The sequence below is a fragment of the Variovorax sp. PAMC26660 genome (genome assembly GCF_014302995.1).
Classification (GTDB): domain Bacteria; phylum Pseudomonadota; class Gammaproteobacteria; order Burkholderiales; family Burkholderiaceae_C; genus Variovorax.
This window is the reverse complement of the sequence record NZ_CP060295.1, coordinates 3,462,094-3,483,025: the sequence shown is the minus strand read 5'-3', so window position 1 is coordinate 3,483,025 and position 20,932 is coordinate 3,462,094. Positions and strand designations below refer to the sequence as shown.

Annotated in this window: 20 protein-coding genes and 1 other RNA gene; 10 read left to right on the top strand and 11 right to left on the bottom strand. The window is 68.0% G+C overall.

Annotated elements, in window-relative coordinates; translation table 11 throughout:
- Positions 1-3 precede the first annotated feature (3 nt).
- Entirely contained in the window at positions 4-675 is a 672-nt protein-coding gene (locus H7F35_RS16545) for a hypothetical protein (protein ID WP_187113891.1), read from the top strand.
- Here the strand turns inward: H7F35_RS16545 and H7F35_RS16540 are convergent.
- On the bottom strand, positions 658-2,106 hold the full coding sequence (locus tag H7F35_RS16540; protein ID WP_187113890.1) for an MFS transporter: 1,449 nt from the start codon (positions 2,104-2,106) through the stop codon (positions 658-660). The genes H7F35_RS16545 and H7F35_RS16540 overlap by 18 nt on opposite strands.
- A gap of 136 nt (positions 2,107-2,242) precedes the next feature.
- Between H7F35_RS16540 and H7F35_RS16535 the strand changes: the two genes are divergently transcribed.
- Complete coding sequence (locus H7F35_RS16535) at positions 2,243-3,073, top strand: TorF family putative porin (RefSeq protein ID WP_187113889.1); 831 nt, start codon at positions 2,243-2,245, stop codon at positions 3,071-3,073.
- Between the two features lie 307 nt (positions 3,074-3,380).
- On the opposite strand, the gene H7F35_RS16530 is transcribed toward H7F35_RS16535, so the two are convergent.
- A complete protein-coding gene (locus H7F35_RS16530; RefSeq protein WP_187113888.1) occupies positions 3,381-4,382 on the bottom strand; it encodes a Bug family tripartite tricarboxylate transporter substrate binding protein in 1,002 nt (333 codons plus the stop codon).
- 119 nt (positions 4,383-4,501) lie between these two features.
- Here H7F35_RS16530 and H7F35_RS16525 point away from each other — a divergent pair, with 119 nt between their 5' ends.
- The 5 genes from H7F35_RS16525 (at position 4,502) to H7F35_RS16505 (ending at position 9,340) form a co-directional block, all read left to right on the top strand.
- Positions 4,502-6,178 carry an MBL fold metallo-hydrolase gene (locus H7F35_RS16525; protein ID WP_187113887.1) on the top strand — a complete coding sequence of 559 codons (1,677 nt, stop codon included), beginning with the start codon at positions 4,502-4,504 and terminating at the stop codon, positions 6,176-6,178.
- Positions 6,175-6,906, top strand: coding sequence for an RNA pseudouridine synthase (locus tag H7F35_RS16520; protein ID WP_187113886.1), 732 nt, complete (start codon positions 6,175-6,177; stop codon positions 6,904-6,906). The genes H7F35_RS16525 and H7F35_RS16520 overlap by 4 nt, the downstream gene beginning before the upstream one ends.
- 33 nt (positions 6,907-6,939) lie before the next feature.
- The gene (locus H7F35_RS16515; protein ID WP_187113885.1) at positions 6,940-7,488 is read left to right on the top strand and encodes a hypothetical protein; all 549 of its coding nucleotides are present in this window, start codon (positions 6,940-6,942) and stop codon (positions 7,486-7,488) included.
- A gap of 230 nt (positions 7,489-7,718) precedes the next feature.
- The gene (locus tag H7F35_RS16510; RefSeq protein WP_187113884.1) at positions 7,719-8,795 is read left to right on the top strand and encodes a hypothetical protein; all 1,077 of its coding nucleotides are present in this window, start codon (positions 7,719-7,721) and stop codon (positions 8,793-8,795) included.
- A complete protein-coding gene (locus tag H7F35_RS16505; protein ID WP_187113883.1) occupies positions 8,792-9,340 on the top strand; it encodes a hypothetical protein in 549 nt (182 codons plus the stop codon). Before H7F35_RS16510 ends, H7F35_RS16505 begins: the two co-directional genes overlap by 4 nt.
- Position 9,341: 1 nt before the next feature.
- Here the strand turns inward: H7F35_RS16505 and H7F35_RS16500 are convergent, their stop codons facing one another.
- From H7F35_RS16500 to H7F35_RS16465, 8 genes are all read right to left on the bottom strand, one after another.
- Positions 9,342-10,553: a multidrug effflux MFS transporter gene (locus H7F35_RS16500; RefSeq protein ID WP_187113882.1), complete on the bottom strand. Its 1,212-nt coding sequence runs from the start codon at positions 10,551-10,553 to the stop codon at positions 9,342-9,344.
- Positions 10,550-12,034 carry an efflux transporter outer membrane subunit gene (locus H7F35_RS16495; protein ID WP_187113881.1) on the bottom strand — a complete coding sequence of 495 codons (1,485 nt, stop codon included), beginning with the start codon at positions 12,032-12,034 and terminating at the stop codon, positions 10,550-10,552. Before H7F35_RS16495 ends, H7F35_RS16500 begins: the two co-directional genes overlap by 4 nt.
- Positions 12,031-12,978, bottom strand: a complete 948-nt coding sequence (locus tag H7F35_RS16490; protein WP_187113880.1) for an efflux RND transporter periplasmic adaptor subunit — start codon at positions 12,976-12,978, stop codon at positions 12,031-12,033. The genes H7F35_RS16495 and H7F35_RS16490 overlap by 4 nt, the downstream gene beginning before the upstream one ends.
- Positions 12,979-12,988: 10 nt before the next feature.
- On the bottom strand, positions 12,989-13,195 hold the full coding sequence (locus tag H7F35_RS16485) for a DUF1656 domain-containing protein (RefSeq protein ID WP_187113879.1): 207 nt from the start codon (positions 13,193-13,195) through the stop codon (positions 12,989-12,991).
- A complete protein-coding gene (locus H7F35_RS16480) occupies positions 13,192-15,312 on the bottom strand; it encodes an FUSC family protein (RefSeq protein WP_187113878.1) in 2,121 nt (706 codons plus the stop codon). Before H7F35_RS16480 ends, H7F35_RS16485 begins: the two co-directional genes overlap by 4 nt.
- A complete protein-coding gene (locus H7F35_RS16475; RefSeq protein WP_261803653.1) occupies positions 15,313-15,807 on the bottom strand; it encodes a MarR family winged helix-turn-helix transcriptional regulator in 495 nt (164 codons plus the stop codon). It abuts the gene before it with no gap.
- Positions 15,808-15,922: 115 nt separating this feature from the next.
- Positions 15,923-16,251, bottom strand: an RNA gene (rnpB, locus tag H7F35_RS16470) — RNase P RNA component class A.
- A gap of 38 nt (positions 16,252-16,289) precedes the next feature.
- On the bottom strand, positions 16,290-17,087 hold the full coding sequence (locus tag H7F35_RS16465; protein WP_187113877.1) for an AraC family transcriptional regulator: 798 nt from the start codon (positions 17,085-17,087) through the stop codon (positions 16,290-16,292).
- Between the two features lie 113 nt (positions 17,088-17,200).
- Between H7F35_RS16465 and H7F35_RS16460 the strand changes: the two genes are divergently transcribed.
- Positions 17,201-18,100: a DMT family transporter gene (locus H7F35_RS16460; protein ID WP_187113876.1), complete on the top strand. Its 900-nt coding sequence runs from the start codon at positions 17,201-17,203 to the stop codon at positions 18,098-18,100.
- Between the two features lie 4 nt (positions 18,101-18,104).
- Here the strand turns inward: H7F35_RS16460 and H7F35_RS16455 are convergent, their stop codons facing one another.
- Entirely contained in the window at positions 18,105-19,142 is a 1,038-nt protein-coding gene (locus tag H7F35_RS16455; protein ID WP_261803652.1) for a molybdopterin-dependent oxidoreductase, read from the bottom strand.
- A 213-nt stretch (positions 19,143-19,355) separates the two neighbouring features.
- Here H7F35_RS16455 and msrB point away from each other — a divergent pair, with 213 nt between their 5' ends.
- Together msrB and cysK are read left to right on the top strand one after the other, a co-directional pair.
- The gene (msrB, locus tag H7F35_RS16450) at positions 19,356-19,868 is read left to right on the top strand and encodes a peptide-methionine (R)-S-oxide reductase MsrB (RefSeq protein ID WP_187113875.1); all 513 of its coding nucleotides are present in this window, start codon (positions 19,356-19,358) and stop codon (positions 19,866-19,868) included.
- Positions 19,869-19,934: 66 nt separating this feature from the next.
- Positions 19,935-20,855: a cysteine synthase A gene (gene cysK, locus H7F35_RS16445; RefSeq protein WP_187113874.1), complete on the top strand. Its 921-nt coding sequence runs from the start codon at positions 19,935-19,937 to the stop codon at positions 20,853-20,855.
- Positions 20,856-20,932 lie beyond the last annotated feature (77 nt).

Sequence of the window (20,932 nt, the reverse complement as noted above, 5' to 3'; positions counted from 1 at the left end):
CCGATGCCGCACGAACAGTACCTGCTCCTTTCCCTTGCGGACCATCCGTTGGCGCCATCGGAGTCGGCGCGGCACGGTGCTTCACAGGACCGCTATGTGCGCTGTCTCAATAGCGCGGGCCGATGGGCGGTGCATGGCACGGTGCAGTCGCCCCTTCTTGTGTGGCTTCCCGCGCAAGCAGATCAAGCGCGGGCCGCCGCCGAGCGGGCATCCAAGGCGCGTGGCCAACCGGTCGAGGTCGTGTCGCGAGCGGACTCCACCTGGGTCGAAGGGCAGCAGGTCCAGGTGTTCACCGACGCACTCGAACCCATGCTCCTCGGGCATGCGGCCCAGAGCGCAGCCAAGGCCCGTCGCTTGCGCACGGAAGCCGACAAGCTCGCGGCATTCTGTTTTGTCGTTCGCGCGGCTTCGACGGCCGCCGACCAGGAGACGTTTGCAGAAGTGAGCCGCGCGGCGTCGAAGGCGCTGCGTGCCAAGTTCGGCGGTGGCTCGATCACCTCGGCGTTTGCCTGGTTGGCAGGGCGCACCGGCCAAGAGGCGCTGGAAAGCGTGCTCGCCGGTGACGTGGAACTGACCGGACCGCTTTCGATCCAGCAGGTCGTCGAGGCCACGGAGCTGGCGCAACAGGCGGAACTGCTGCGAGAGAAGGCCGAAGGCTCAGGCACCCGTCGGTAAGGACGGCGGGCGCAGCAGCCGCCACGCCACGAGCAGGCCGACCGCTGCAAAGACAGCACTGGCGATGAACGACGCCTGATAGCCCCGATGAAGCGCCGGCACGGAGCCCCCCACCGCGAACGACACGGCCACGGTCGCCACCGCCGCAGCGCCGAACGCACCACCCAACTGGAACGCCGCGGTGTTGATGCCCGAGGCCAGCCCCGCCTCGCCCTTTCCCACGCCCGACAGCGCGGCAATCGAGCCCGCCACGGCGCATGCGCCGAGCCCCGCGCCGAAGATGAACAGGCCGAAGAAGATGTCGCCGAAGTAGGTGCCGTTCAACCGGATGCTGCTCAGCAGCAGGCTCGCCGCACCAAGCAGCAGCATCGCGGACATGGCCACGCGGCGAAAGCCCACCCGCGTGACGAAGCCCTGCCCGAAGGTCGAGCCGACCACCGCCATCACCGTGAGCACCGCCGTGCCCAGGCCGAACTGCAGCGCCGAATAGCCCAGCACCTTCTGCGCATAGAGCGAGACCGTCGTGCCCACGCCCCAGGCGGTCATGCCGAGCACGAGCATCAGCAGGTTGCCGCCGACCAGCGTGCGTGATCGGAAGATCGACAGCGGCACCAGCGGCGCGGCAGAGCGCGACTCGATCAGCACGAACAGCGCGAGCAACGCCACGGCGCCCACGAACGCCCCCAAGGTCTGGCCACTGAGCCAGCCGGCCGCCGGTGCTTCGACCAGCGCATACACCAGCAACATCAGGCCGGCCGTGATGGTGAACGCACCGGCCGGGTCGTAGCGGCGCGGATGGGTCCGTTCGTCGGCGCGGCTTTCGCGCAGCAGCATCGGGCACAGCACGATCACCGCGGCCGCCACCGGCGCGTTGATGTAGAAGATCCACGGCCAGCCGAGCAGGTCGGCCAGCGGCCCGCCGATCAGCAGCGCCGACGTGGCGCCCACGCCCCCCATGCCCGACCAGATGCCCAGCGCCTTGTTGCGCTCCGCGCCTTCGGTGAAGGTGGTCATGAGAATGGACAGCGCCGAAGGCGACATCACCGCCGCCGCCGCGCCCTGCAGCACGCGCGCCACGATCAGCACGCGTGGCGAGGTGGCAAGCCCGCAGCCGAGCGAGGCAATCAGGAACAGGCTGGTGCCGAGCATGAACATGCGCCGTCGCCCCAGCAGGTCGGCCATGCGGCCACCGAGCAGCAGCAGGCCGCCGAAGCTCAGCAGGTAGGCGCTCATGACCCACTGCGCGTGGCCCGGCGAGAAGCCCAGTGCCCGCTCGATGGAAGGCAGCGCCAGGATGACGATCTGCGAATCGAGGATCACCATGAAGTAGGCCGTGCACAGCACGGCCAGCGCTTTCCAGCGGCGCGGATCGGGCGCGCTCAGGGCTGCGGCTGGACGGGCGGCTTGGAGTGAGGCGATGGAGGTGTTCATGCCCAGTAGTCGAACGGCGCATGCCCGGATCGACAGCGCCGGTCAGAAATTTTGCGCCCGCGCCCCATTTTTTTACGCGGCTTTTAGACCCGCCCTTCTACGCTGCCGGCTCCTCTATTCGTTACCGTTTCTTTCAATGAAAAATCTTCTTCGCATCGCCCTGCCGGTGCTCGTTCTTCCCACCCTCGCCGCCCTGCCGATGCTCGCGAGCGCGCAGCTCACGGGCAACGTGGCGCTGACCACCGACTACAAGTTCCGCGGCCAGGACCAGGACATGCTGGGCAAGAACGACCTTGCCAAGACCAGGAGCCTCAAGCCCGCCATTCAGGGCGGCTTCGACTACGCCTTCGGCGAGAGCGGCTTCTACGTGGGCAACTGGAATTCGAGCGTCAATTGGCTCAAGGGCAACAGCATCGAGAGCGACATCTACGGCGGCTACAAATTCAAGGCCGGTCCCTTCGACATGGACGTGGGCGCGCTCACGTACCTGTATCCGGGCAATTCGTCGGGCAACACGACGGAGCTGTACGGCAGTGCGGGCTACACCGATGAGACGATCGGCTCGTTCACGCTGAAGTATTCGCACACGGTGTCGAAGGACTACTTCGGCTACGCGGGCAACAAGGCCGGCTCGGGTCTGAAGGGCACCAACACCGGCTACCTGAACCTGGCCTACAGCAAGGAGATTTTTCCGAAGGTCACGCTGAAGGCTGCAGTGGGCTACACGAACATGTCGAGCGACATCCGCCGCCTGGGCTACAAGAGCTATGTGGACTACAACGTTGGTGCTTCGTATGACTTCGGCAATGGCCTGTCGCTGGCCGGCTCGGTGCAGGGCGCCAACAAGCAGAGCTCTTATCTCTCGGTGAGCAACGCGGGCTACGACCTGGGCTTCGGTACTTTCGGCAAGCAGACTTATTCGCCGAACAAGGCGCGCTTCATTCTCACGCTTACGAAAACGCTGTAAGGCTTGTTGTCAGGGGCGTGGGGTGCGTAGTTTGGAGCGCTGCTGTTCAGGGCGACACTCCCGCCGACACGGTGCTCTTTTTCGCGAATGTCCCCCGCTTCGCTCCTCCTTTATTTAGCTAAAAAGAGCCCCGTATCGACGTGAGCGCTCAGAGCGGTCGTTGATCGCAGGATCAATAGCAGCGTGCCCCAGTGCGAATGACGCCAGGTGCTCCCCGCAGCGAAATAAAGGAGGAGCGAAGCGGGGGACATTCGCGGAGGGGAGCACCCGGTGTCATTCGCACCCGCCCTGAAAGAACAGCGGCGCATCAGTCGATGCTGATGTTCGCAGCCTTCACCACCTCGGCCCACTTCACGCGGTTCGCGTGCACGGTCTTCTTGAACTGCGCAGGCGACTCGATGCGCACGCTGTTGCCCTGGTTCTCGAAACGCTCGCGAATTTCGGGCTGTTCGAGCACCGCCTTCACAGCAGCATTGAGCTTGTCGACGATCTGCGGGTCGGTGCCCTTGGGCGCGAAGATGCCGAACCAGATCGAGCTGTCGAAACCCTTGGTGCCCGGCAAGCCGCTGGAGGCGATGGTGGGCACCTCCTTCACGGCCGGCACCGCCGTGGCCGTGGTCACGCCCAGCAGGCGCACCTTGCCCGCCTTGTAGTGCGGCAACACCGTTTGCACCTGGTTCATGATGCAGCAGGTCTCGCCACGAACCACCGAGGTGATGGCCTCCGGGCCGCCCTTGTACGGCACGTGGACCATGTCCAGCCCCAGTCGCGAATTGAACTCGGCAAAGGCCATGTGCGTGCCCGCGCCATTGCCCGTCGACGCATAGTTGTACTTGCCCGGATGGGCCTTGACCAGCTCCACGAACTCCTTCAAGGTCTTGACGTTGATCACGTCCGGATTGATGGTGAGCACGTTCGACACATCGAGCACCGGCGCCACAGGCACGAAGTCGGCCTCGACGTCGAAAGGCAGCTTCTTGTAGAGCGCGGCATTGCTGCCATGCGTGGCGGCCGTGCCAAAAGACAGCGTGTAGCCATCGGGCTTGGCGTGCGCCACGTACTCGCTGGCGATGTTGCCGGCGGCGCCCGACTTGTAGTCGATGATGACCGGCCGCCCCAACTGTTTGGACAGCGGTTCCTGGATGGTGCGGGCGACCACGTCGACCCCCGAACCGGCGGGAAAACCCATGATCAATGTGACGGGTTGTTGCGGCCACTCGGGCTGGGCAACGGCGAATGGCGATGCGGCGGCGAGCAACGCGGCGCCTGCCAGCAGCAATGCGCGGCGCGAGAAGGGAGAATGGGCCATGACTGTCTTTCTTCGAGGCAAACGATGCAGCCGCGCATTGTGGCGCGCGGCTCATGCCCGAATCCCTCTGAGCTTATGCCCGACACACGCGCATGGCCACCGCTCTCCATAATCACCCCATGGTCCGTTCCACCCAACAACTCCACCCCGCACGCGAGCCCGTACCCGTGCGCGCGGCAGCCACCGTGCTGCTGCTGCGCGACACCCCGGCCGGCCTCGAAGTGCTGATGACGCGCCGCTCGGCCACCGCCAGCTTCGCACCGGGGGCCTATGTGTTTCCCGGCGGCCACATCGACGAAGCGGACGAGGCCGCCAAGCGCATCGCCACGCGCCGCCCCACCCAGAGCCGCGTGCAGCGCACGCAAGCCATTGCCGCCATCCGCGAAGCCTTCGAAGAGCTTGGCATCCTGCTCGCGCACCACGCGGACGGCCGACCGGTGAGCGCCGACGACATCGCATCGATGGACCGCAATGACACCGCAGGCCCGGCCTTCGCCGACCAGTGCGCGGCACGCGGTCTGGTGCTCGACTCCGACAAGGTGTTCACCTTCGCGCACTGGATCACCGACCGCGACCTGCCCAAGCGCTTCGACGTGCCCTTCCTGGTCGCGCGCATGCCCGAAGGCCAGACGCCCTCGGCCGACGAAAGCGAGCAGTTCGAGCCCTGCTGGGTGCGCCCGGCCGATGCGCTCGCGCGCCACGACGCGGGCACCTTCTTCATGATTTTCCCGACCGTGCGCACACTGCAGCGCATGGCCGTCTACACCACGGTCGATTCGGTGCTTGCAGCCTGCGCACCCGGCGGTGCCGGCGAGGCGCCGCTGTGGACCAGTTGCCCGCGCGGCGGCCTGCTGAAAGGCCAGGACGTGCGCTACATGGAGCACGAGCAGCCCTTCGGCGAGCTGGCGCTGGTGTGCCCCAATGGCCAGATGCTGCATGCGCTCGACTGGCAGAGCGAGCAGCCCGTGCCGCTGCTGAAGAACGTGATGCGCCTGACCGCGCCCAACCCGAGCGCCATGACCGGCCCGGGCACCAACAGCTACATCGTGGGCGACGCGGCCACGGGTTACATCGTCATCGACCCGGGTCCGAACGACTTCGACCACATCGGCCGGCTGTGGCGCGCCACGCACGGCGACATTCGCATGATCGTCTGCACGCATTCGCATGCCGACCACTCGCCGGGTGCCGCGCCGTTGCAGGCGCTGTGCAAGGATGCCAAGCCACCGATCCTAGGGCTGTCGTCGGCGCCGACCGCGCGCTCGTCCGCACGCTTCACCGCCGAGCGCGAGCTGAAGGACGGCGAACGCCTCGTGCTGTCGGGCACCACCGCCGAAGGCGACACCGTCACGCACACCCTGCGCGTGATCCACACGCCCGGCCATGCGGCCAACCACCTGTGCCTGGTGCTGGAAGAAGACGGCCTGCTGTTCTCCGGCGACCACATCCTGAACGGCAGCACCACCGTGGTCGACCCACCGGACGGCGACATGAGCGCCTACCTGGGCTCGCTCGACACACTCGACGCAGCCTGCGAAGCGGGTGGCGTCGAATTCATCCTGCCTGCGCACGGCTATGTGATCGGCTTTGCCCGCACCGCCATCGCGATGCTGAAGGCACACCGCCTCAAGCGCGAAGCCAAGATCGCCGCCGCCATGCAGAAGCTGCCCCAAGGCACACCCGAAGAGTGGTTGCCACTCGCCTACGACGATGTGCCCGAGCGCATGTGGCCGGTGGCGGCCCGCTCGCTGGCTGCGCACGTGGCGCGCATCCGGCAACTGACTGCGCCCCAATGAACAACAGAAACAACACCAACAACTCTCCCGACGACGAGGGCATCCGCCTCGCCAAGCGCGTGGCCGCGATGGCCGGCGTGTCGCGGCGCGAAGCCGAACTGCTGATCGAGAACGGCGCCGTGCGCGTGGACGGCGTGCCCGCCACGCTGCCGCAATCGCGCGTGCAGCCGCACCAGAAAGTCGAGATCGAAGCCGGCGCCAAGCCCGAGCCGATCGTGCCCGTCACGCTGCTGCTGTACAAGCCGGCGGGCATGGCAACCGAAGTGGCGCACCGCCTGCTGGTGGCTGCGAACCACCATGAGCCCGAACGCGCGGGCCAGCGTTTTCTGCCGGTGCACGCCAAGGGGCAGCACTGCATGACGCCACTGGAAACCGGCGCGAGCGGACTGGTTGTCTACACACAGGAATTCCGCATCGAGCGCAAGCTGCAGGAAGACGCGGGCATCATCGAACACGAAGTGATGGTCGATGTGGCCGGCACCGTCAGCCCCGAGCTGTTGATGCGGCTGGAGCGTTCGCCCGCACGCGTGAGCATCGGTCGCCAAGCCGACGACCAGACCGGCCTGCGCTTTGCGCTCAAGGGCGCGCGGCCCGGGCAGATCGCCAACATCTGCGACAGCGTGGACCTGCGCATCCTCGCGATGCGGCGCATCCGCATCGGCCGCGTGCCGCTGGCGGGGTTGCAGCCGGGCCAGTGGCGGTACCTGGCACCGCACGAACGCTTCTGAAGAAAAAGACGCCGCCGACAGGGAGACTGAGCCATGAAGTTCGGACCACCGAGCGCCGCCCTTGCCTGCACCGTGCCTCTGGCACTGGTGGCGGGCTGCACCTACCTTTCGTCCGCGCCGCTACCACAGGCTGCGCCACCCGCAGCACCACCGGCGGTGGTCTCGAAGGACGGGCTCGCGCCCATCACCGACGCGCAGGTGGAGCGCATCCGCGAGGCCATCGGCGGCAAGGCGCCCAGCCCGGCCGTTGGCAAGGTGGTGCGCAGCGCCTCCCCGACCATCGAGTCCTTCGTGCGGGCCGAGGGTTGCATCACCGCGCGCAACGGTGCGGTGCTCAACCCGTTCGCATCGCCCGGCCGCCTGTTCGACGGCACAGGCTTCCAGGGCGCGCCGATGTCGGAGATGCAATACCACGACAAAACGGCCTGCGTGACCGTCAAGCGCATGCAGAACTGGCAGTTGGCTTCGCCCAAACTGCTGCGCTTCGAAGTGGTCTACGTGGGCGACGACGGCGAAGAACGCGCCATCAAGCGCCATGAGCTGATGCGCCAGCCCAAGGGCGGCTGGCTCTTCATGCGCTGACGCACTCCCCTCCTTCGCACACCGGCTTGAACAAACCCAAGGGACAGTGCCTTTCCGCACGGTCCAGGCGTCCGCGCGTACGGCCCCTGTTGCTCGCAAGGTAACAGCATGTACGATCCCTGCCGGCCGAAAGGTGGCAGACCTTGGCCAAGGCTTCATCGCCGCAGCCCCCTCAAACAGAAACAGGGAGGTGGCGATGCATTCGAATCACTTGTCCGAGGGAAAAACCCATGTTCGCCATTCGCAGCGCCGTCATTCCGGTGTTGGCATCGTTCGTCTTCGCCGGTTGCACGCACCTGCCAGCCACGCAGCCGGTCAAGCCGGAAGTCCTGAGCGCCCTCCAGCCCGTCGACGTGAAGGTCGGCATCCGGCAAGCCGAGCTGTATGCGGCTTTCGTCCCCTCGACTGCGGCTGCCACGGGTGCCGCGGCCTGCGGGGCTGTTCCCGGGCTGGGCATCCTGCTGGCCGCGGCCTGCGGCGGCGCGATGGGCGCAGTGGATGCGAGCGTGAACGCCACGCGGGCCAAGGCGGCCGAAGAGAGCGTTCGCCCGCTCAAGGACGAACTGGTCGACGTGAACTTCGACCAGCTGATGCACGAGTCGCTCACACAGTCACTGCAGTCCGTGCCCGGCATGCAGCTCGCGGGCATCGCCGTCACCAAGACCGTGACCACCGAAGCGTACGAAAAGACGTTCAAGGCCTCGACGTCGAACGCGGTGATGTTCATCAACCTCGACTACCACATGTCAGTCGACTTCTCCACGCTGGAAGTCTCCGCACGGGGCCTGATCTATCCACGCGGAACCACCGCACGCAAGGCGGCCAAGCTGCCGGCCGCGCTGCCGACGACACCGTCGGAGCCTGTGCTGGCGCTGCAGAACGCGACCTACCGCAGCAGCATCATCTACCGCGCGAAGCATCCGGCGTCGGGCGATGACGCGACGAAGAACATCGCGGCCTGGAAGGCCGACAACGCGCGCATGCTGAAGGCAGCGCTGCAGGACGGCATCGCGCAGTCGACCGCGCTGCTGGCCGCCGACCTGCAGAGCAAGCACCCCGTCTATGCAGCCACCACGGCCAAGGTCGACATCCCGGCCGGCCTGAAAGCCAACATGGTGTCGCAAGGCAACACCGGCAAGCTGCTTCGCTATCCGGACGGTTCGCTGCACTTCGACGCGGCGCTTGCCAACATCGCAGCCGCAGCACCGGTTGCGCCAGTCAGCCCCGCGGCGCCCCCCACGGCAGATGCCGCACCAGTCGCGGCTGCATCCGCCGTGCAGGCCGCCACGGACACGGCAGCGAAGTGACGCGCAAAGGCTGGCACCGCGCCGTCTGCTGCGCGCTGGCAGCGCCGCTGCTGCTCGTGGCGGGCTGCGCGTCGGACAAGGTGACGGGCCTGCAGCGCAGGGCGGCCATGGCCGCGCCACAGGGCCCCACGGCGTCGGTCTGCGCGTTCTCCCTGGGCGGCATCGACGACCAGCGCGACGCGCAGAGCCTGGGCCAGATGGGCCGCACACACATCGACGGCGCGGGTTTCGATGCGTGGTTCAGGAGCGGCATTGCATCGATGCCCGGCTACACGGGCGATGCCGGTGCGCCGGCGATCCGGGTCACGGTGCTGAAGGCCTATGTCCACGGCCTCGCCTCGCTGAAATCGGCCAATCTTGTCGTGCGCGTGCAGTTTCCACCGGACGTGCAGGGCGCGGGCGCGACAACGAAGACCTACCGTGGCTTCAACGACTCGATGAACTGGTCCACATCCGAGAGCGAGATCCAGGAAGCCTTCAACACGGCGCTGGACAGCCTCACGACACAGATCGGCGCGGACCTGAAGAAGCGCTGCAAGGGCTGACTCAGGCCGCGTGCGCGCGAGCCCTCTGGGTGCGCAGCGCCACGGCGAACGACAACTGCGCCACGATCCCCGCCCCCGCCAGCACGATGGCCGAGGCCAGCGCGGGGTTGCGGTGGCCCATGCCGGCGAGCGCGGTGCAGAGCGCGCCCACGGCCATCTGCGTGAAGCCGTAGAGGCCCGAGGCCGAGCCGATGACCTTCGGATTGACGCTGATCGCCTGCGTCAGCGCAGCCGGCGAGGCCATGCCCGCGCCGACGGTGAACAGGAACATGCTGGCAACGATCAGCGGCACCGAGAGATGGTCCGTCAGCGCCGCGCCGAGCAGCACGAAAGCCGCGGCCACGCTCAATGCGTTCGAGCGAACCATCAGCCGGTCGACCCGCACGCGCGAGATCAGGTGGCTCGTGAGAAAGCTGCCCAGCCACACGCCCGACACAAGAATGGCGAGGTAGATGCCGGCCTCGTGCGCGGGCCGGTGCAACTGGTCCACGAAGATGAAGGGCGCGGAGGCGATGAAGGCGTACATCGACGTGGTGGCGCAGCCGCCGCCTATCGAGAAACCGAGGAAGGCCGGCGAGGCCAGCAGCCCCTTGTAGTTGCGTGCCAGGGCCGAGGCACTGACGGCCGCGCCCGGCGTGCCGGTCTCCGGCAACAGCCGCCACGTGAAAAGAAAGCCGATCGCACCGAGCACGAACAGCGCATAGAAGATCGAACGCCACCCGAGTGCGGTGGCCAGTGCACCGCCAACCAGCGGCGCGATGCTCGGACCGACGGTCACCATCAGGTTCATCAGCGCGAGGCGCCGCGTGGCCTCTTGCGGTTCGGCCGTGTCACGCACGATGCTGCGGCCCAGCACGAGGCCGGCGCAGCCACCCATCGCCTGGAACAGCCGCGCCGCGATGAGCGCATGCACGTCCGGCGCGACAGCGGCGGCAAGCCCCGCGACGCAATACAGCCCCAGCCCGAACAGCAGCACGGGCCGCCGGCCGAAGCGGTCGGCCAGCGGTCCGTACACCAGTTGCCCCACCGCGAGGCCGAAGATGTACAGGCTCACCGTCATCTGCATGGCGCCCATGCCGGCGCCCAGATTCTTCGCGGCGATCGGCAGGGCCGGCACGAAGATGTGCATGGCCAGCGTGCCGCTGAAAGTGACCAGCGCGAGCAGCCACAGCGGCGCGTGCGGCCGGCGTGAAGGCGCAGCGGTCGCGCTCATTGCTTCGTGGTCGTCGATCCGGCGGCGTCCTGCGCGAGGTGGGCAGCGCCCTCTTCGGGCTCCCAGCCGCCGCCAAGCGCCATGAACAGCACGACCTGGTCGTCCGCCAGTTGCGCTTCGCTGGCCGCGAGAGCGGCGTCGCTGGCGGCCAGCGAGCGTTCGGCATCGAGCGTGTCGAGGTAGGCCGTGCGGCCGTTCCGGTAGAGCTGACGCGCCTGCGCGGCCACCTTGGCGCTTTCGTCGCGCGAGGCCTGCAGCGCGGCGCGGCGGTCGAGTTCGCGGGCGTAGGTGCCGAGCGCGGTTTCGGTTTCGCGCAACGCGGTCAGCACGGTGCCGTCGAACTTCGCGAGGGCAGCGCGCGTGCCGGCCTCGGCCTGCGCGATGTGCGACTGGACAACGCCGGTGTTCGGAATGGTCCAGGAGATCAGCGGGCCCAGGCTCCAGGCCAGGGTGTCCCCGCGGCCGAAGTCGTTGGCATGGCCGACGGAAGAGCCCGAGAGGCCCAGCGTCACCTTCGGATAGAGGTCGGCCGTGGCCACGCCGATGCGCGCGGTGGATGCGGCAAGGCTGCGCTCGGCCTGGCGGATGTCGGGACGGCGGCGCAGCAGCGCAGCGCCATCGCCTACCGGCAGCGTGCCGGCCACGCGCGGCGGCACGGTGCAGTCGGCCACCTCGCGCGGAAAGTCCTGTGGCAATGCACCGGTCAACGTGGCGAGACGGTAGAGCGCGCCCTGCCGCTGGGCCTGCAGCGGTAGCAACGCGGCGTTCAGTTGCTGCAGTTGCGCGCGCGCGCGGCCACCGTCGATGGCGCCGGCGCGGCCCGCGCGCTGCAGGCGGTCGGTGACGTTCACCGCGTCTTGTTGCAACGCCACGGACTTCTGCGCGATCTGCAGGCGCAGGCCTGTCGAACAGGCTTCGGCGTAGGCGCGCGCGGTACCCGCGGCCACGTTCACGCGCACGAGGTCGAGCGCGGCTTCGGCGGCCTCGGTGCTGGCAGCCGACGCCTCGATGGCACGGCGGATCTGGCCGAACAGGTCGACCTGGTAAGACAGCGAGCCCGCGACGCCGTAGTTGAAGGTGTTGGGCGGCTCGTAGCCCGGCTTGACCAGCGACAGGCCGGACACGTGGCCGAAGGACGGGCCGCCGTTCACGCCCAGCGTGGGGTACTTGGCACCGGCCACTTCGTCCTCGATGGCGCGTTCGCGTTCGAGGTTCGCGACGGCTTGCCGCAGGTCGGTGTTGTGTGCGAGGGCCTGCGTGACCAGCCGGTCGAGCAGCGGGTCGTGGTACAGGCGCCACCAGTGCGCGGGCAGCGGCGCGGCGTTCGCGGGCCCTTCGGCAAAAGGTCGTGCGGCGGCGCTCTGGCTGGCCAGCGCCTCGGGCGGCTGGCGATAGTCGGGGCCGACCGCCGCGCAGGCCGCGAGGCCGGCCGCAGCGGCCAGCGACGCGATTCGGAAAGCGAAGCGGGGCATGGCGTTCATCCCTTCTGCGGTTCGGCTGCCGGTGCGGGCGTGGGGGCCGACGCGCTGCGCGGTGCCTTGGTCTCCAGCACCTGCACGGTGACGGTCTGGCCGGCGACCAGCCGCGCGCCTTGCGGCAGCGGGTCGAGCTTGATGCGCACCGGAATGCGCTGCGCGAGCCGCACCCAGTTGAAGGTCGGGTTCACGCTGGGCAGCAGGTTGGCGCTGGTGGAACGGTCGCGGTCGGCAATGCCGGCGGCCACGCTGTCGACCGCGCCTTCGATGACCGGGCCGCCACCCATCGGTGTCACGCGCACGCGGTCGCCCAGGTGGATGCGCGGCAGCTTGGTTTCCTCGAAATAGCCTTCGACGTAGAACGACCTGGCATCGACCAGCGCGAGCACCGGATGCCCGGCGGCGGCATAGCTGCCTTGGCGCAGGTCGAGGTTGGTGACGAGGCCGTCGGCCGGCGCGCGCACCTGGGCGCGCTGCAGGTTGAGGCGGGCCGAATCGAGCGCCACCTCGGCCTGCGCGACGGCGGCCTGCATCTGCTCGACGCGCGAGCGGGTCTGTTCGCGCGACTCCTTCGAGATCAGGTCGTCAAGGCCGACGTTGCGCGCGTTCTCGCGCTGCACTTGCGCGCTCATGGCGCGCTGCGCGGAAAGCGCGGCCTGGGCCTGGCGCACGGCGAGGTCGTAGCGCGCGCGGTCGACCTCGAACAGCAGCGTGCCGGCTGCGACCGACTGGTTGTCCTGGATCGGCACGGCGGTGACGAGGCCCGAGACATCGGGCGCGATCTGGACCACGTTGGCGCGCACGCGACCGTCGCGCGTCCACGGCGCGAGTTCGTAGTGGTCCCAGAGCCTGAAGCCGGCCCAGACGGCCGCGGCCACCACGACCACGGTAAGAGCGACCCGCCCGATGCGCGGAGCCCAGGGGTTGTCGGTGGAAGGACTGGTCTTCATAGGAATCTCGTCATTGCAGGTAAGAGGTGACGCGGCTCAGCGCATAGAGCAGCAGCAGGTAGAGCGCCATGTCGAACAGCGCCGGATGCCACACCCAGCGGTAGACGCCGGTGGCCGCGAGCAGCCGGCGCACGCCCCACAGGACCAGCAGTGCGGCGAGGGCCAGCACCATGATCCAGGGCACATAGAGGCCGTAGAAACTGGCTTCGCCGATCATGCGGAAGCTCCTGGGTTGGGCGCGGCCAGCATGGGCGGCGCGTCGGGGAAAAGATTGCGGCGCAGGCCGACCAATGCGGTGACGGCTGCGCGCGATGGGGCGGTTGTCGATGCATCGCGTGTGGCGAGCACGGCACTGAGCGCCTCGTCGATCTGCGGCAGCAGGTCCGCCGGACGCGGGTTCATGCGGCCCTCGCCGCGCTGGCGGAAGAATCGCGAGATGCCGCCCAGCAACGCGGCCGACGTGGCCAGTGGCAACTGTCCGCGCACACGCTGCAGCACGGCAATGTCGGCACCCATGCGCAGGTCGCGCAGCGCATCGATGGCAACCACGCCTTCGACCGTGCCGCCCGCCTGCGCGATGCGCGGCGCGAGCAGGCCGATGCGGTCAAGCATGCGCACTGCGTAGGCATCGCTTTGCGCGTACTGCGGCTGCGACGACGCGGCCATTTCGCCCAGTTCGCGCCAGGTGGCGCGCTGGATGCGGCGCGCGCTCCAGTCGGCACCGACCGAACGCACCAGCCGCGTGACACGCGCCGCGACCAGCACGCCGACGATCTGGCCGATCATGCTGTTGAGGAAGCTCACGAGGTCGGAGCTGGCGGTGTCGTGCAGCGCGAGCGTGCCGGCCACGCCGAAGACCAGCGCCATCGCAGGCATGAAATGGGTCGGCCGCGCCAGGTAGACGCCGAGCAGCAGGAACAGCGGCGCGCAGATCACGACCAGCATGCCGAAGTCCTGCACCATGGGCATGAGCACCAGCACGTAGAGGGCGGAGAGCGGGATGGACCACAACGTCCATTTGAGGAAGCCGTGGATCGCCGGCACCGGGTCGTCCATGGTGGCGAAGAAACAGCAGAAGACGGCCGCCATCATGGTGGCGGCCGAGCCCATGGGCCAGCCGGTGAGGATCCAGAAGGCGCCGCACAGGCAGATGGCGATGACGGCCGCGAGCGCCGACAGCAGCGCCATGCCGTAGTCGCGGTGCAGCGTACGGTTACCGAGCGCGGCCGTGCGGCGCAGGGGTGCGGCGCCCTTGAGGCCTTCGTCGATGTCCAGCCGCAACTGGGCGCAGGCGGTCCAGCCGTCGACCAGTTCTTCGAGGCGGCCGGCGAGGCCGATGCGCAGGGCACGGCCCCAAGGTGTGGCCGCACTGCTGGAAGAAGGCGCGCTGCTCAGTGCGTTGATGGAGCGACGCAGGGCTTGCAGGCGTTCGGCGCGGGCCGGGTTGTCGCTCGAAGGCTCTGCTTCTTCGCGCAGCCATTGCGCGGCTTGGGCGAGCACCGCGGCCACATCGGGCGCGAGCGTGCCTTCGGCCTGTTCGAGCGCCTGCAGGCGGTCTTCGACGGCCGAGAGCGAGGGCGTGAGCGCGGCCACGCGGTCTTGCATCGCGCGGATCGCGCCGGCGGTCCAGCGCAGGTGCGTGGTGTCGAAGGGCACGTGGGTCGAGAGCAGCCGCAACTGCGTGATGTCACCGGCAAGGCGGCGGCGGTCGTCGTCCAGGCGCTTGGGGTCGGCGTCCTTGCCGCCGTTGCCGTGACTGGCAGGCTGGAGCAGGTCGCCGAGCCACTTGTGGGCATCCTTCAGCGTGCGGTCGAGCAGGCCCAGCACCGTCGGGGCGAGCCCCGCGGGCAGCACGAGGCTGTGAATCAGCGTGGCGCAGAAGATGCCCAGGCCGATTTCCTCGACACGCGCGACGGCGGTGTCGAACAGCACCAGCGGCGTCTGCACCGACGGAAAGCCGATCAGCGCAGCGGTGTAGCCCGCGAGCATGAAGATGTACGAGCGCGGCGTGCGGTCGAGCAGGGAGATGCTCAGGCACAGGCCGACCCAGAGCGCGAGCACCAGGGTCAGCAGTTCGGGCGCATTGGAAAGCGCGGGCACCAGCAGCACGGTCGCCGTGCTGCCGATCAGCGTGCCGATGAAGCGGTACACGGCCTTGGAGCGCACCGCGCCGGCCAGCGGATGGGCCACGACGTAGGTGGTCATCAACGCCCAGAACGGGCGCGGCAGGCCGGCGCGGCTGGCCAGATACATCGCCAGCATGGCGGCGGCGAAGCACTTGCCGGAAAAGAGAAGCTCCGCGCGGCTGAAGCGCGGCAGACGGAGCGCGGTCATTTACTTGCGCCCTTCCTGCGGGGCCGGGGCGCGGCCGAGCCGCTCGTCGAGCTTGGCGAAGACGCGCTGGCAGGCGGCGATGTCGTCATCGGACACGCCTTCGAACAGCGTGGCGCGCATCAGGCTCAGGGCCGCTTCGAGGGGCGCGCGGGCAGCCACGCCGGCCGGCGTGAGATACAGGGTCTTGGCGCGACGGTCAGCCGGGTCTTCGCGGCGCTCGACAAAACCGGCTTCCACCAACTGGTCGAGCGAACGCACCAGCGAAGGCCCTTCGATGCCCAGCGCCTCGGCCAGCACACCCTGGCGCACGCCGTCGTCCATGCGGCCGATCATCACGATCGGCCAGGCCAGGGTCTGCGACACACCGACGTGCGCCACCGCCTTGTCGGCGGCGGCGCGGTAACCGCGCTGCAGCGTCGACAGCGACATGCCGAACGCCATCAGCGCGGATTCGCGCTTTTCTGCCGCTGTCGCGGAGGGTGTCGTATCGGACATGGAACTTCCAATTAGTTAGCTTGCTATCTATTGTACGGGTAAACCCGATCAGACGTGCAAGCGCACCACGGCGCCATGCCGCGGGCGAACCCGTGGGAAATCAGGAAAAGGAAAAGTGTGAAGCCCGCCGATAAGCCGGATTCTGTGCACCGAAAGCCTCTTGCGAAACCTTCGGCGTGACCGCCATTACTCTGGGCCGTTTGTCGCCAAACGGCTCGATGCCACCTACCCGCCAGCTCAGCGGAACCACCTCAATACTGGCCTACTTGGTGTTGCTGCGCGCAGAGATTGCCCGTTTCACCCGAACTTAATCGGCTCGTCTCTGTTGCTCTGATCCTCACCTCACGGTGGAGAGTCGTTAACTCCTGCGCTGTCCTATGCAGTCCGGACGTTCCTCCAGTGCGCTCTTTCGAGACTTGCACCAGCGGCGGTCTGGCGGGCTTCACGGGGCGTGATTATCGCCTCACGGAGAAAGCACCCCTTCAGGCAATGCCGCAGAACTCGCGCCGGTACTGCTCGGGCGTGGTGCCGGCCTCGCGCTGGAACATCGCGATGAACGCTGAGGCGGTGCTGTAGCCCAAGTCGAACGCGATCTCCTGCACCGTGCGGCCGGCCTCCAGCGCATCGATGGCGCGCAGGAAGCGCAGCCGCTGGCGCCAGTCGCCGAAGGACATGCCCAGTTCGCGCTGGCATTGGCGCGCCAGCGTGCGCTCGGTCATGTGCACGCTGTCGGCCCATTCGGCCAGCGAGCGGTGGTCGCCGGGGTCGGCCTGCAGCGCCTCGAGCACGGTCACGAGCGCAGGCGCCGCGGCGGCCGGCAGGTAGCAGCGCTGCACCTGGGCCACCTCGAGCTGGTCGACCACCACGTGCGCCAGGCGCAGGTCGGCCGGGGTGGTGGGCACATGCACGTCGCGCGCCGCAAAGTCGGCCAGCACGCTCTTGATGATCGGGCTGATGCGCACGGTGCAGGGCTCGGCCGGCAACCGCTCGCACAGGTCGCGCGTGATGTAGATCGAGCGGTAGACGACCGCGTGCCGCAGCGTGCAGCTGTGCACCACCTTCGGCGGGATCCACACCGCGTACTGCGGCGGCGAGAGAAAGCGCAACCCCTCGGTCTCCATCTGCATCGTGCCGTGCGCGGCGTAGTTCAGGTGGCCCCAGGTGTGGCTGTGCGGCGCGGCCCGCACGTCGGCGCCGAACTCGTCGTAGCGGAAATAGAAAGGTCCGGCCATCCCCTCGACGTTCTGGATCCGGACAAAGCGCGGTGCAGGCGTGGCCATGCGGAACCTTGGTCGAAGAAGGTCCGGAATTCCGGACGATATGTCCTGATCGAGCTATATGCCTCAGGACGGACGCATCGATGATAGCCCTGCACTCTCAAGAAAGCTCCGTCATGTGGCCCTACGCCTTCCCCATCCTCGCCGTCGTGATCTGGTCGGGCAACACCGTCGTCAGCAAGATGGCGGCCGGCACCATCGCGCCGGCCGAGATCAGCTTCTACCGCTGGCTGCTGGCCGCCCTGCTCTTCACGCCGCTGGCGCTGCGCCCGGTGCTGCGCAACTGGACGGCGATCCGCCCGCAGATCGGCCGCATCGCGGTGCTCGGCCTGCTGGGCATGGTGGTCTACCAGAGCCTGGCCTACTACGCGGCCTACCTGACCACGGCCACGCACATGGGCATCATCGGCTCGCTCACGCCGATGATGGTGCTGGCGCTGTCGATCCTGCTGCTGGGCCAGCGGCTCACGGCCGGCGCGGTGGCGGGCTCGCTGGTGTCGATCGCGGGCGTGCTGGTGGTGGTGTCGTCGGGCGACCTCGGCACGCTGCTCAAGAGCGGCGCCAACATGGGCGACGGCCTGATGCTGCTGGCCATGCTGGCCTATGCCATCTACGTGATCCTGCTCAAGCGCTGGGGCATGAAGAACGTGCCGGCCCTGCAGTTGCTCTACCTGCAGATCGTGGTGGCCGTGGTGGCGTTGCTGCCGCTGTACCTGCTCACGCCGAAGATGGGCCTGTCGGCGGCCAACCTGCCGTTGATCGCCTTCGCCGGCCTGGGCGCCTCGATGCTCGCGCCACTGGTGTGGATGCACACGGTGGCGCACATCGGCCCGAGCCGCGCGAGCATGTTCTTCAACCTGATCCCGCTGTTCACCGCACTGATCGCGGCTTTCGTGATCGGTGAATCGCTCGCGGCGTACCACGCGGTCGGCGGTGTGCTGACGGTGGCCGGCGTGTTGCTGGCCGAACTGTGGAAGGCGCCGCTGCGAGGCGGCCGGGCGATGGCCGGGTCCTGATGCGCTACGGCGTACCCGCCACAAACACCTCGATGGCAATGAGGTTCGACACCGAACGGCTCTGCTTCACCTCGCCCGGCACCACGAGGCGCGCGAAGCCGGCGGTAGTCAGGTCCGTGCCATTCATCCGGTATGCGACCAGCGCGCCCTTGGCGCCGAAGTTCGGATCGACCTCGCCCAGCGACAGCGTGGCCCGGTAGCCGTCGCTGCCGGTTGCGACGGCGTACATGCCGAGCGTGACGTTCTTCGGCGTCGCGGGCAGGCCCGCCTTGTTCAGCAGCGTCCAGAGAGGGATGCCCGTGTAGGTGTTGCCGCCGATGGTCAGGTCGGACGTCGGCGTCAGGCTCTTGAGCGCATTCAGGTCGAAGCTCATCGGCGTGGCGACCTTGCCCGAGATGGCGAACGAGGTCGAAACGCCGCCGCCAATGCCGGCCGCCGTCGCCGGTGCCGCCACCACATCGAGCCGCGTCAGGTTCGACACATAGCGCCCGCCCTTCACGTCGCCCGGCGCCGTCACGCGGAATGGCCCATCGGTCGCACCCAGCGGCGCGGAGACGCCCGCCGTGGTCTCGGCGTAGGCGATCGCGCCCTGCTTGTTGCCGAAGTCAGGGTTCAGTTCGCCCAGCGCGAAGACCACCTTGTAGCCATCGGCGCCCGTCGCCAGCAGGTAGCGGCTCAGCGCGTCGTTCTTGCGTGTGCCGTCGACCTGGATGCCGGCATCGCTCAGCAGCGACCAGAGGCTGGTGCCGGTGTAGATGTGCGTCTGGGGGCCGCTGCCGCTGGAGAAGCTGACCGTCTGGGTGACGGCGGCGCGCGCCGCGAGATCTGCCTCGGTCAGGGCCGCCGGGAGGTCGATGGCGCCGCCCAACTGCAGGGCCGGCGCCGGTGGCGGGGGAGGCGGCGGTGGCGAAGGTGGTGGGGCCGAGGGCGACGGCGGCGGTGGAACGAGAGGGAAGAAAACACCGTCGCCATCCCCTCCTCCGCCACAACCCGCGAGCACGAGCGCAGCAACACCCGACACCCATCCTTTGGACCAACGCATATCTCAAGTCTCCGTCTTCGATGTGTTTTTTCCGACATAGCGAATGTCGTTCCGTCCGCTGTAACCCGGCACCTCGTTCGTCCGAACTAAGGGAGGCAACGTCGCCGTCGGCCCTTGAATGCCCTCTTGCAATCAACGGGCGAATGTACATCGTTGTATTCACATGAGCATATCGAAAGCGATATTCCGCCCAACCCCTGCCGGAGACCCGTCATGACACACAACACTGGACGCCGCCTTGCCATCGCGGCCGGAACCTCGACCCTGGGGCTGGCCATCGCCCACGCCTTCGGTTGGGGCGTGCGGCCGGCGCAAGCGGCGGAAACCGCGAAATTCGAGGTCGCGCACACCGAGGCGGAGTGGCGCAAGCTGCTCGACGCCAACCAGTTCGCGGTGCTGCGGCAGGAAGGCACCGAGCGGCCCTACACGAGCCCGCTCAACGACGAGCACCGTGCCGGCCGTTTCAGCTGTGCAGGTTGCGCGCTCGACCTGTTCTCATCCAAGACCAAGTTCGACAGCAAGACCGGCTGGCCCAGCTTCTGGCAGCCGCTGGACAACGCCGTGGGCGAGCACCAGGACACGACCTTCGGCATGACCCGCACCGAAGTGCACTGCCGCCGCTGCGGCGGCCACCTGGGCCATGTGTTCGACGACGGCCCCAAGCCCACCGGGCTGCGCTACTGCATGAACGGCGTGGCGATGAAGTTCTCGCCCGGGTCGGCATAAGGGTCGCGGGCAAGTCTCACAATGCGCGCTGTCCGTCCGACAAACGCATTGACCCAAGGAGACTCCATGAAGGCCCAGAACATCCTCCAGACCATCGGCAACACGCCGCACATCCGCATCAACCGCCTGTTCGGCAATGCGAAGCAGCAGGTCTGGATCAAGTCCGAGCGCGCCAACCCGGGCGGCTCGATCAAGGACCGCATCGCGCTGTCGATGGTGGAAGACGCCGAGAAGAGCGGCGCGCTCAAGCCCGGCGGCACCATCGTCGAGCCCACGTCGGGCAACACCGGCATCGGCCTGGCCATGGTGGCGGCCGTCAAGGGCTACAAACTGATCCTGGTGATGCCCGACAGCATGTCGATCGAGCGCCGCCGCCTGATGCTGGCCTACGGCGCCACCTTCGACCTGACACCGCGCGCCGGTGGCATGAAAGCTTCCATCGCCCGCGCCGAGGAAATCGTCGCCGGCACGCCCGGTGCGTGGATGCCGCAGCAGTTCAACAACCCGGCCAATATCGACGTGCACGTGCGCACCACGGCCGAGGAAATCGCGGCCGACTTCCCCGACGGCATCGACGTGCTGATCACCGGCGTGGGCACCGGTGGCCACATCACGGGCGTGGCGCGAGTGCTCAAGAAGAAGTGGCCGAAGCTGCAGGTCTTCGCGGTCGAGCCCGTCGCTTCGCCGGTGATCTCGGGCGGCGCGCCGGCACCGCACCCGATCCAGGGCATCGGCGCGGGCTTCATTCCGAAGAACCTGGACACCTCGCTGCTCGACGGCGTGCTGCAGGTCGACGCCGAACCGGCCCGCGAAATGGCCCGCCGCTGCGCGCGCGAGGAAGGCATGCTGGTCGGCATTTCGTCGGGCGCCACGCTCGCGGCCATCGCGCAGAAGCTGCCCTCGCTGGCACCCGACGCGGTGGTGCTGGGCTTCAACTACGACACCGGCGAGCGCTATCTGTCGGTCGAAGGCTTCCTTCCGGCCTGATTTCCGGCGACGCGCCAGCTATCTCTTTCATAGCGCCACGGCGCGTAAAATCCCCGGTCTGCTTGATAACCACAAGC

Excerpts from the sequence above, each read along its gene's own strand:
- H7F35_RS16545 (WP_187113891.1), top strand. The coding sequence starts at position 4 with ATGCCGCACGAACAGTACCTGCTCCTTTCCCTTGCGGACCATCCGTTG.
- H7F35_RS16465 (WP_187113877.1), bottom strand. The coding sequence starts at position 17,087 with ATGGCCACGCCTGCACCGCGCTTTGTCCGGATCCAGAACGTCGAGGGG.
- msrB (WP_187113875.1), top strand. The coding sequence starts at position 19,356 with ATGACACACAACACTGGACGCCGCCTTGCCATCGCGGCCGGAACCTCG.
- H7F35_RS16540 (WP_187113890.1), bottom strand. The coding sequence starts at position 2,106 with ATGAACACCTCCATCGCCTCACTCCAAGCCGCCCGTCCAGCCGCAGCC.
- H7F35_RS16480 (WP_187113878.1), bottom strand. The coding sequence starts at position 15,312 with ATGACCGCGCTCCGTCTGCCGCGCTTCAGCCGCGCGGAGCTTCTCTTT.
- H7F35_RS16495 (WP_187113881.1), bottom strand. The coding sequence starts at position 12,034 with ATGAACGCCATGCCCCGCTTCGCTTTCCGAATCGCGTCGCTGGCCGCT.
- H7F35_RS16515 (WP_187113885.1), top strand. The coding sequence starts at position 6,940 with ATGAAGTTCGGACCACCGAGCGCCGCCCTTGCCTGCACCGTGCCTCTG.
- H7F35_RS16525 (WP_187113887.1), top strand. The coding sequence starts at position 4,502 with ATGGTCCGTTCCACCCAACAACTCCACCCCGCACGCGAGCCCGTACCC.
- H7F35_RS16485 (WP_187113879.1), bottom strand. The coding sequence starts at position 13,195 with ATGATCGGCGAAGCCAGTTTCTACGGCCTCTATGTGCCCTGGATCATG.
- H7F35_RS16530 (WP_187113888.1), bottom strand. The coding sequence starts at position 4,382 with ATGGCCCATTCTCCCTTCTCGCGCCGCGCATTGCTGCTGGCAGGCGCC.
- H7F35_RS16520 (WP_187113886.1), top strand. The coding sequence starts at position 6,175 with ATGAACAACAGAAACAACACCAACAACTCTCCCGACGACGAGGGCATC.
- H7F35_RS16455 (WP_261803652.1), bottom strand. The coding sequence starts at position 19,142 with ATGCGTTGGTCCAAAGGATGGGTGTCGGGTGTTGCTGCGCTCGTGCTC.
- cysK (WP_187113874.1), top strand. The coding sequence starts at position 19,935 with ATGAAGGCCCAGAACATCCTCCAGACCATCGGCAACACGCCGCACATC.
- H7F35_RS16535 (WP_187113889.1), top strand. The coding sequence starts at position 2,243 with ATGAAAAATCTTCTTCGCATCGCCCTGCCGGTGCTCGTTCTTCCCACC.
- H7F35_RS16510 (WP_187113884.1), top strand. The coding sequence starts at position 7,719 with ATGTTCGCCATTCGCAGCGCCGTCATTCCGGTGTTGGCATCGTTCGTC.
- H7F35_RS16500 (WP_187113882.1), bottom strand. The coding sequence starts at position 10,553 with ATGAGCGCGACCGCTGCGCCTTCACGCCGGCCGCACGCGCCGCTGTGG.
- H7F35_RS16460 (WP_187113876.1), top strand. The coding sequence starts at position 17,201 with ATGTGGCCCTACGCCTTCCCCATCCTCGCCGTCGTGATCTGGTCGGGC.
- H7F35_RS16475 (WP_261803653.1), bottom strand. The coding sequence starts at position 15,807 with ATGTCCGATACGACACCCTCCGCGACAGCGGCAGAAAAGCGCGAATCC.
- H7F35_RS16490 (WP_187113880.1), bottom strand. The coding sequence starts at position 12,978 with ATGAAGACCAGTCCTTCCACCGACAACCCCTGGGCTCCGCGCATCGGG.